Genomic DNA, 8,487 nt, shown 5'->3' with positions numbered 1-8,487 from the left:
GCGCGACGACACCGCCGTGCTGGTCGCGCTGACCGCGCGGCAGCTCAGCAAGACGGTCAAGATCGTGGCCTCGGTCCGCGAGGAGGAGAACGTGCCGCTGCTCAAGCAGTCCGGCGCGGACTCGGTGATCACCAGTGCCAGCGCGGTGGGCCGGCTGCTCGGCCTGTCGATGATCAGCCCGAGCAGCGGCGCGGTGATGGAGGACCTGATCCCGCAGGGCAAGGGGCGGCGCGCCGTGCCGCGGCGGTTACCAGCGGTACCAGCGGCCGCGGCTGCCCGCCGAGCTCGTACTCCGGGCGATGAAGCCGATCAGCCACACGACGAAGACGAAGATCGCCACCCACCAGAGGATCTTCACTGCGAACCCCAGCCCGAACAGCAGCAGGGCGAGCAGCAGGACCAGAAGAAGCGGAACCACGGTGTGCCTCCTTCGTATCGGGTTCACGGCTCGTCTGCCCGGCCGGGCCGGGTGCATGCCCGCTCGGCGCACTGCGGCCGCCCCGGGTGCCGGGATTCGGGGCGGAGGCCGGCGGGGTGGGCGGGCGGCGTGTCGCTGTCCGGGCGCGGGGTAGGCGCAGCCGGTTGCCGGTGGTTCGTCGTGGCGCCGGATCACGGACCGGGCCGTCGGGGACCATGCCGCACGGGCCTCGGGCGGCGGGCACCCGCAGCTCTGCCCATGACATGACATCGGCCGCAGCGGGCAGGCGCCGGAGGCTGACGTCGTCCGATGTCCCTTGGAGGCACACGTGGTCGTGTTCATGGTGCTCTTGCTCGTTCCGCCGGCGCTGGTGATGGTTCTGGCCGCGGCCGGGCCCTCTTCCGTCCGCCCCCGCCGTCGGCCGCGGGCCGCCGTCGTCCGGCCCGACCGGGTCCGGAAGCCGCGTCACGCCCGGGCGCCGCGCTGAACGCGGTCGGCCGCGCCCTCGCCGTGGGGCCCCGCCGTGGGGCCGGCGACCGGGTGGCGGGGCGCGGTCCGAAGGTGCTGTTCGCGGCGGCTCGTTGACGGGTGCAGATCGTGGCGGGGTGCCTCGTAGGGTGCGGCACCCGCCGGGCGGTGACCGTCGCCGTGAAACAGACTGGCCGGGCGTGTCGGCGGGTGCCAGACTCACGCTGTGCGGATGATCATCGAGGACATGGCCCGCGGCTTGGCGCAGGTGCCGGGCGTGGTCGGGGTGCTGCTCGGCGGCAGCCGGGCGCGCGGCGAGCACCGGCCCGAGTCGGACTGGGACCTCGGCGTCTACTACCGCGGCGAGCTCGACGTCGCCGCGTTGCGCGCGCTGGCCGGGCCGGGTGTGGACGTGGCCGCTCCAGGTGGCTGGGGGCCCTGGGTGAACGGCGGCGCGTGGCTGCGGGTCGGCGGGGCCGCGGTGGACTGGATCCTCCGGGACCTGGACCGGGTCGAGCGGGTGTGGGCCGACTGCTGCGAGGGCCGGTACGAGGTAGGGGTGCAGGCGGGACATCCGCTCGGATTCTGGTCGCCCTGCTACGCCGGCGAGGTGGCTCTCGGGCAGGTACTGGCCGATCCCGGTGGGGAGCTGACCGGCCTTCGGCGGCGGACCGCGAGGTATCCGGAGAAGTTGCGGGAAGCACTGACGGCGGGAGCCTGGGAGGCGGAGTTCCTGGCCGGCGCCGCGGCGAAGGGCGCTGCCCGGGCCGACGTCCTCCACGTCTCCCTGTGCCTGTCGCGAGCGGTCGGCGTGCTGGTGCAGGCGTTGTACGCGGCGGACCGGCGCTGGTGCCTCAACGAGAAGGGCGCCCTGGCCGTCGCCGAGACGCTGCCGACAGCACCACCGGACTTCGGGTCGCGCGTCCGCAGCGTGCTGCGGCGCCCCGGAGACACCCCGGAGGCACTGAGCGCGACGGTGACCCGGGCCCGGGCACTGATCCAGGAGACCCTCACGCTGCTGAGAACGCCGACTGAGTAGGCCGCGGACCCGACCGGGCGGTATATGCACGGCAGCGGGCCCGCAGCCCCGGCGATCGTGATCGGGATTGAATCACCCGGACGGGACACCCCTACAGGATCTGCCCCACGGCGGCGGCCGGGACCGGCCGGGGCCCCGGCGGCGCGATCCCCTTGTGCCGCAAGCCCGGCCACGAAGAAGGCCGCACCCCATGGGCGTGCTGAGCGATGATGGCAGCCATGACGGATGGAACCGGACCCGAGCCTCTGGGCATCTGCATCGTGGCCAACATTGCGCCGGAGACCGGCCACGGCGAAGGCGGGCTGGAGATTCGTCGGGGGCTGCGGCACTTCGCGTCGGGGGCGAAAGTGTGGATCGCACCGCCGGCCTGGGGCGACGGCGGCGAACACGTCATCGTGGCCGGCCGCCACCGGGGCAACAGCCGTCGTTACGCGCGGATGGTGATCAAGAGCCGGTTTCTCGTGAACTTCCGGGTTCGTGCCGTCTACAGCCCGGCAGTGGTAAGGGCGCTGACAGCGGCGGCGTGCGGCGAGGAGAAGGAGTTCGGCACCCGCTTCCTGTGGCCCCTGGACCAGGCGGAGGCTTGGGCGCGGTCCTGGAACGCACCGAGGACGGGGCCCGGGTAGACGGTCAGGTTCACCGTGGTCGGCCCCACCCGGTCATCGGTCCTCCGCCTGTGGAGTTGCGGCTCGACGGTGTCACCTGAGCAGGTCCGCCGCATGGCCGGTCCGCTCGGTGAGCGCCGGCGGACCCGGTCGCGCGGGCCCGGCGGGTGACACCGGTCGGACCCGCGCGGTCCTGTCAGGCGACGGCGAAGGTCGGCTCGGCGTCCTTGGTGTCGTGATCGACGTTCAGGCCCGACTTCACCCGGAAGGAGCCGACCGCCCGCAGCACGTGGCCGTCCTGGACCCCGGCCAGCGGGCCGAAGGTCACGGGGACCTGCTGGCGGTGCTGCCCGGGGCCGCCCGGGAGGTTGATCGTGATCGTCCTGGTCTGCACCACGGTGTTGGTGATGGCGTCGACGACCACCACGATCAGGCGGTTCTCGGTCGGGAAGCTGTTCAGGGACTGGCCGATCTCGATGTCGGCGACGATGTCGTACTCCTGGCCGATGGTGATCGTGCGGGCGGTGAAGAGCGTGCCCTTGTCGGCGAAGTAGAGCTGCTTGATGCTGGCGTCCCAGGTTCCGGTCACGGCGTTGGGTCCTCTCGCGAGAGCCTTCCGAATCACCCGGACGGGCGACCCGTGCGGAGGTTTCCCACCGGAATCCCGCCCGAGAACCTCCCCCGAACGGCGCACGGGAGCCCAACGGAGCGTTCGGTCGCACTCCGTACACGGAGCCGCGGGGCCCGGTCCGCAGAGGGCCCTGGCCACCGTCCCGGGGCGCCGGTTGGCGGCCTGCACCCGGTCGTGCACGGGCGGACGCGCGAACGTTCCGATGCCTCCCGCGGCCGGTTCACCGGGCCCGCCGGTACGCGCCGGGGGCCACCCCGTGCGTGCGTTTGAAGGCGTTGGCGAAGGCGAACTCGGAGGTGTAGCCGACCTGGGCGGCGATGGACCGCAGGGGCGCTTCCGTCGTCCTGAGGAGGCGGGCGGCCGTGGTCATGCGCCACCAGGTCAGGTAGCCGAGGGGTGGCTGGCCGACCAGCGAGGAGAAGCGCCGGGCGAACGCCGCCCGGGAGAGGCCCGCTTCCGCCGCGAGCTCCGCCACGGTCCAGGGCGCGGCCGGGTCGTGGTGGACGGCGTGTAGGGCGGCGGCCGTCGCCGGGTCGCCGAGTGCCGCGGCCCAGCCGGTGGTGCCGTGGCCGCGGAGGGGCTGTTCGGTGAGCCAGATGCGCAGGACGTACATCAGGAGGGTGTCCAGGAGCGCGGGGACGGTCGTGCCGGCGCCCAGGCGCGGACTGCCCACCTCGGCGGCCAGGAGGTGGACCGCCGCGTGCAGTTCGGGGTGGCGGTCCGGGTCGGCCGGCAGGTGGATCAGGTCCGGCAGCGTCAGCAGCAGCGGGTGGGTCCGGGCCGGGTCGAGCCGGTAGGCGCCGCAGAGCACCACGGTGACCGGGCCGCCCCGGCCGAGCCGGTCGACGCTGTCCGAGGCGTAGGACTCGGGCGGTTCGGGGGCGTCCGGGGCGCAGACGGGGGCCGTCGCCGCATGCGCCGGGTGGTCGGCGAGGGTGAGCCCGCTGCCGTGGGGCAGGAACAGCACGTCGCCCGTCTCCAGCCGCAGTGGCGCCGTGTCCGGGCGCAGGAGCCAGCAGGAGCCCTCCAGGATCACCTGGAAGCCCGCCGACCCGGGTACGGCCGCGAACTCCTGTCCCCACGGGGCGTGCCACCGCACGTACGCCGACTGGGGCCTGCCGGTGCGGGCCACCGCGATCACATCGCTGAGCACATCCACCCGGCGAGCGTACGCGGGAGACGTTCGCGCATGAACAGGGCATCCTGACATATGGATCGTCTCCGGCGGGGACCTTAGGTTCGCGGCATGAAGATGAAGACCGCGCGGATCCACGCGTTCGGCGATGTGTCCGTGATCCGTATCGACGAGGTTCCGCTGCCGCGGCCCGCCCCCGGTGACGTGCTCGTCCGGGTCGCGGCGACGTCGTTCAATCCCACCGAGGCCGCGTTGCGCGCCGGGCTGCTGCAGGCGTTCCTGCCCGTGACCCTCCCCTTTGCACTGGGGTGGGACGTCGCCGGCACGGTTGTCGAAGTCGGCCCGGGGACGGCGCGGTGGGCCGTGGGCGACCGGGTCGTCGGACGACTGGACGGTGCGGGCGCGGCCGCCGAGTACGTCGCGGCGCCGGGCGCGGTGCTGGTTCCGGCGCCGGTGTCCGTTCCTCTCACGCACGCCGCGGCGCTGCCCCTGGCCGGCCTGACGGCCTGGCAGGCGGTCTTCGAGCACGGGAGGGTGGCCGCCGGCCGGCGGGTCCTGGTCAACGGTGCGGGGGGAGGGACCGGCGGCTTCGTCACACAGCTCGCCAAGCACGCCGGGGCCGAGGTGATCGCCACGGCCAGTGCCCGCAGCACGGGGGCGGTCCGGCGGCACGGGGCGGACCAGGTGATCGACTACACCGCCGCGCCGGTCGCATCCGCGCTCGACCGCCCGGTGGACACCCTGCTCAACCTCGTACCGTTGAGCCCACAGGACGCCGCGGCGCTGGTTCCCACGGTCCGGCCGGGCGGCCGCATCGTCTCGATCGCGACCCCCGTCGAACCACCCGCCGGAGCCGGGGTGACGGCCACTCACATGATCGCCCGCAACGAGCTGGCGCACCTCGCGGCACTCGTGGAACTCGTCGACACGGGCACCATCACCCTCGACATCAGCGCATCGCACCCGCTGGCCGACCTCGCGGAAGTCCACCGGCTCGGTGAAGCCGGCCGGATCCGTGGCAAGGTGCTGGTCATCCCCTGACACCGGCGGGCCGCGGCCGTCACCGGGTGGATCAAGGATCACCCCGGCCGTGAGCAGATCGGGCGGCCACGGACCCGTATTCCGGGGGCGAGGAGGACTCGATCGGCCGGGTGCGAGACGATGCGCCCGTTGATGGGGCGGGCAAGGGCGTGTCGAGAGGTGATGTGGCATGGCGGGGGAACTGTGGGCATCGGCGTTCTCGCTCGGCGGCGTGGCGCTCGGAGGTGGGCTGACGGCCTTCACGCAGCGTGCTGCCCAGCGGTCGGCCGACCGGGCCGCGGAGCGGCGGCAGTCGGAGGCGACCGCCGAGACGCGCCGGGCCGAGCAGGTGCAGGCGATCAAGGAGTTCCTCGTGTGCGCCCAGGACGCCGAACGTGCCGCCTACAGTCGTCCGCAACCGTGGGGCGCCGACGAGGACGGCTGGATGACCCGGGCCCGGGCCGTCATGACCAGCCTCTGGGCGGCGGACCGCGGGATGGTCCTGCTCTGTGACCCGGCCCTGGAGGCCCCCGCTCGTGCCTATGGGCGCGCGCTCAACCAGGCGGTCTGGCGGGAGATCGACGGGGTGGAGGTCAACGAGCACCTCGAAGAGCACAAGAGCGCCTTCATGATCGCGGCCCGCGCGAGTCTGACCGTCGGCTGACGGCGCGAATCGGTGGAGGGGCCACCCGGTGCCCGTCCGGCGGCACGAGGCTGCGGCTGCGCCCGCGACGAAGCAACCACGGCCCCGTGCCCACCGCCGAGAGCGGTATTGACGACTCCGGCGTGCGGCGGTGCCATGGCCCCGGACGAAGGAGGCGCTGTGACATCCGAGACCGACGGCGATCCCGGGAACCGTGACGGGGAGGGCGACGGTGACCGGCCGGGCCCGCCGCAGCCCCACCGTCCCGGACCTGCGGACAGCTTCTGGGTGGGGGTGCTCGTCGTGATCGTGGTGGTGCTCCTCCTGGCCGTCCTCGTGTCCCGCATGGACTGGAGTGCCGGAAGTCCGGACCACAACATGCCGCCCTACAAGTGACCGCGGGCAGGGCGTCCTCCGGGCGGGGGCCGGGTCCGTGCCGGATCCGTGGTGCGCCCCTGCCGGATTCAGCCGGCGTCGCCGCGGCGTTCGGCGAGCAGGGTGTTCAGCCGTTCCACCTCGCGGTCGACCAGGACGTGCTTGTCGTCGACGTAGGGGAGGTGGACCTTGCGGCCGTCGGCACGGAACGCGTACGTGAGGAACGCCGGCGCGCCGCGGCCCATGTGCGCGTTCGGATTGGGGGCCGTGCCGAAGCGTGCGATCTCGGCCCAGGCCAGCCGGCGGCGGCGCACCATCCCGCGGACGGTGACCCCCTGGGCGGTGATCAGCGTGCCGGCCCGGGCGGCGCCGACGATCACCAGCACGCAGAAGCCGATCACCAGCAGCGAGCCGATCGCCCTGGTGGACGGCGCGAACTCCTGGTCGTTCCAGAGCGGTAGCAGCGCCCCGAAGGACAGCAGCAGAACGGTGAGCGCGAGCCCCCCGACCCGCGTCGTCGCCACCCGGTACTCGTGCGGAACTCTCAGCCGGTCGTCGCTCATCCCGCCGCCCCCCGATCGTCTTCGCCGGTCCGCTCTCGTGATCGGCGGAACAGGCCGGATTCGCAGTATAGGGACGGGAGTTGTTCGCCGACAGGCCATTGCCGGGACACCTGGCAGTCCGTTCGGAGCCGGCCGCACCGGCCTGCTGCGGGCACCCCGCCACGTCGCCATCGGCCCTCGCCGGGACGGCGGCCGGCGAAGCTGATCCGAGCCTCGCGGCGTTCCCCGACCCGCCAGGTCGGCCGGGAGGCGGCGGGCTTCGTGGGCGGCGCGGCCGAGAGGGCCGGGGAACGCCGCCGGCGCCAGCGCCACCGCGGCCGCCATGCGCAGCGTGAAGCCGGTGGTTGCGGTCCGGAGGGCGTGGAGCGCGTCCGGCCGGACGCATCGACCGCGAGGGCGACCGCTGCCAGGACGGCCTTCGGCCCCAGCAGGACGTAGCGCGCCGCGGGCCGCCGGGCGGGGTGCCGACCGCCCTCCGCGGGCCGTCCGGGCGGGCGCGGAATCGTTCCCGGGGAGTGTCTTCGGAATCCCAACTCCCAACGCAAAAAGGTGCGTTAGCCTTCTGGCAAGGGGGTGGGACGGGATGCGGTACCTCACCGGGCGGGCCGTTCGTGCGGCATGCCTGACCGTGGCAAGCCTCGTGCTCGCGGGCTGCGGATCCGGCAGCCCGTCATCGGCGCCGCCGGCGTCATCGGCACCGCTGACGGCCACGGCGACGGGAGGCACAGCGGCGACGGCCGCAGGGCGTACGACACCCCCGGTGAGGCCGGCGCCGACGGTCACGATGCCGACGGTCACGGCGCCGACCACCGTGGGCCTGACCGACGCGTACTTCCCGGCCGGCCAGTGTGCCGCTCCGATCCGCGGCAAGGCCAAGGGAACGGGTCCGCCGTACGTGTCCGTCGACTGCCGGCACGTCTCCGCCGTGGCCGAGATCACCAAACGCAGCGCCACCGCCGTACCTCCCAGGCCCGACGTACCCACGTTCCTCTCGATCCCCGGCAGGACCGGCAAGTCCGTCTCCGCGCTCGCCGTCGCGGCGGCCCGGAGCTGCGCGGACAACACCGACCTGCTCCTCGACCTCGGCCAGAACCTGCTGCAGGTCACCGGTGCCGCATCGGTTCTCGGTGGCCTGGAGGCCTACGCCTGTCTGCGCAACCTCGAAGCCCCTCACCCCGGCGACGCCGGTATGGGCGGCGGCGCCAAGATGATCGTCGGCGACTGCGTGTACGTGACCACGAGCACGGACGGGACCAGGGCCACGGACGGGGTCACCGTCACACTTGAGACCCCCTGTGACGGCACCGGCGCCAACCGCCCCGAGTACCGGCTGGCGAGGGTGTTCATCCCGACCTACCTCAAGGGCGACACCAACGAGGTCTGCCCCAAGAACGCAGCGACCCGCCTCTCGCTGAGTGTGCCGTCAACCAAGTTCGAACTGTTCTCGCCGGCCGCCTGCGCGGAGAAGCTCTGACTCCGGCCGGGGGGGGCGCCCGCCGGTGGGGCACCGCCCCCCGGGCGGCCCGGCGGGCCGGGGCGCCGCCGGGGGGGAAGGTTGCCCGGCCCCCCGCCCACCGGGGCACCCAGCGC

General features: G+C 73.6%; 10 protein-coding genes and 1 pseudogene. 7 read left to right on the top strand and 4 right to left on the bottom strand.

The window, feature by feature from the left end:
• Positions 1–16 precede the first annotated feature (16 nt).
• Positions 17–73, top strand: a pseudogene (locus tag ACFCX4_RS24325) (hypothetical protein); the annotation flags it as partial.
• Positions 74–247: 174 nt separating this feature from the next.
• Here the strand turns inward: ACFCX4_RS24325 and ACFCX4_RS24320 are convergent.
• Positions 248–418 carry a hydrophobic protein gene (locus tag ACFCX4_RS24320; RefSeq protein WP_376145989.1) on the bottom strand — a complete coding sequence of 57 codons (171 nt, stop codon included), beginning with the start codon at positions 416–418 and terminating at the stop codon, positions 248–250.
• Between the two features lie 700 nt (positions 419–1,118).
• On the opposite strand from ACFCX4_RS24320, the gene ACFCX4_RS24315 reads away from it, so the two are divergent.
• Together ACFCX4_RS24315 and ACFCX4_RS24310 are read left to right on the top strand one after the other, a co-directional pair.
• The gene (locus ACFCX4_RS24315; RefSeq protein WP_376145986.1) at positions 1,119–1,925 is read left to right on the top strand and encodes a DUF4037 domain-containing protein; all 807 of its coding nucleotides are present in this window, start codon (positions 1,119–1,121) and stop codon (positions 1,923–1,925) included.
• A 218-nt stretch (positions 1,926–2,143) separates the two neighbouring features.
• Positions 2,144–2,551, top strand: a complete 408-nt coding sequence (locus tag ACFCX4_RS24310; RefSeq protein WP_376145983.1) for a hypothetical protein — start codon at positions 2,144–2,146, stop codon at positions 2,549–2,551.
• 175 nt (positions 2,552–2,726) lie between these two features.
• On the opposite strand, the gene ACFCX4_RS24305 is transcribed toward ACFCX4_RS24310, so the two are convergent.
• On the bottom strand, positions 2,727–3,119 hold the full coding sequence (locus ACFCX4_RS24305; RefSeq protein WP_376145980.1) for a hypothetical protein: 393 nt from the start codon (positions 3,117–3,119) through the stop codon (positions 2,727–2,729).
• Positions 3,120–3,381: 262 nt separating this feature from the next.
• Positions 3,382–4,320, bottom strand: coding sequence for an AraC family transcriptional regulator (locus ACFCX4_RS24300; RefSeq protein WP_376145977.1), 939 nt, complete (start codon positions 4,318–4,320; stop codon positions 3,382–3,384).
• An 87-nt stretch (positions 4,321–4,407) separates the two neighbouring features.
• Here ACFCX4_RS24300 and ACFCX4_RS24295 point away from each other — a divergent pair, with 87 nt between their 5' ends.
• The 3 genes from ACFCX4_RS24295 (at position 4,408) to ACFCX4_RS24285 (ending at position 6,355) form a co-directional block, all read left to right on the top strand.
• Positions 4,408–5,337, top strand: a complete 930-nt coding sequence (locus ACFCX4_RS24295) for an NADP-dependent oxidoreductase (RefSeq protein ID WP_376145974.1) — start codon at positions 4,408–4,410, stop codon at positions 5,335–5,337.
• A 169-nt stretch (positions 5,338–5,506) separates the two neighbouring features.
• Positions 5,507–5,980, top strand: a complete 474-nt coding sequence (locus ACFCX4_RS24290) for a hypothetical protein (RefSeq protein WP_376145971.1) — start codon at positions 5,507–5,509, stop codon at positions 5,978–5,980.
• Between the two features lie 159 nt (positions 5,981–6,139).
• Positions 6,140–6,355: a hypothetical protein gene (locus ACFCX4_RS24285; RefSeq protein WP_376145968.1), complete on the top strand. Its 216-nt coding sequence runs from the start codon at positions 6,140–6,142 to the stop codon at positions 6,353–6,355.
• 68 nt (positions 6,356–6,423) lie between these two features.
• Here ACFCX4_RS24285 and ACFCX4_RS24280 read toward each other — a convergent pair whose 3' ends face one another.
• The gene (locus ACFCX4_RS24280) at positions 6,424–6,897 is read right to left on the bottom strand and encodes a PH domain-containing protein (RefSeq protein WP_376145965.1); all 474 of its coding nucleotides are present in this window, start codon (positions 6,895–6,897) and stop codon (positions 6,424–6,426) included.
• A gap of 784 nt (positions 6,898–7,681) precedes the next feature.
• Here ACFCX4_RS24280 and ACFCX4_RS24275 point away from each other — a divergent pair.
• Positions 7,682–8,371 (top strand): hypothetical protein, encoded by a 690-nt coding sequence (locus ACFCX4_RS24275; protein WP_376145962.1) that lies wholly within the window; start codon positions 7,682–7,684, stop codon positions 8,369–8,371.
• The last annotated feature ends 116 nt before the right edge of the window (positions 8,372–8,487 follow it).

The sequence above is a fragment of the Kitasatospora sp. NPDC056327 genome, assembly GCF_042261735.1.
GTDB lineage: Bacteria > Actinomycetota > Actinomycetes > Streptomycetales > Streptomycetaceae > Kitasatospora.
Note: the sequence above shows the minus strand (reverse complement) of the source record. Positions and strands in the feature narration are given on the sequence as shown.